The 734-nt window shown below is 71.8% G+C and carries 1 protein-coding gene; it reads left to right on the plus strand.

Annotated elements, in window-relative coordinates:
• The coding region (locus G7A99_RS22775) for a helix-hairpin-helix domain-containing protein (RefSeq protein ID WP_163144305.1) at positions 1-734 on the plus strand (734 nt) is incomplete at both ends.

Here is a 734-nt window from a genome sequence, read left to right on the forward strand (position 1 = left end):
CTGGACGTCTCCCTGCGCGGGGCGGTCTCCATCGCCCGGCGGCTGCAGGACCCGCTCGCCGAGCTGGTGAAGATCGATCCGAAGTCCATCGGCGTCGGCCAGTACCAGCACGACGTCAGCCAACTCGCACTTGCGCGCAAGCTCGACGCCGTGGTCGAGGACTGCGTGAACGCCGTGGGCGTGGACCTCAACACCGCCTCCGCGGCGCTGCTCGCGCGGGTCTCCGGGCTGACCACGGCGCTGGCCGAGCGCATCGTCGAGCACCGCGACGGCAACGGCCCGTTCCCGGACCGGAAGTCGCTGATGGCGGTGCCACGCTTCGGCGCCAAGACCTTCGAGCAGGCGGCGGGCTTCCTGCGCATCCGCGACGGCGACCAGCCCCTGGACGCCTCCGCGGTCCACCCCGAGGCCTACCCGGTGGTCGAGCGCATCCTCACCGAGACCGGCGGCGGCATCGCCGAGCTGATCGGCAACAGCGAGCTGCTCGGCGGCCTGGACCCGGCCAAGTTCACCGACGAGCGCTTCGGCCTGCCCACGGTCACCGATATCCTCGCCGAGCTGGACAAGCCCGGGCGCGACCCGCGCCCGGCCTTCCGCACCGCAACCTTCCGCGAGGGCGTCGAGCGCCCGGAGGACCTGGAGCCGGGGATGGTGCTTGAGGGCACCGTCACCAACGTCACCAACTTCGGGGCCTTCGTCGACGTCGGCGTCCACCAGGACGGGCTGGTGCACAT

It is taken from the genome of Arhodomonas sp. KWT, assembly GCF_010993615.1.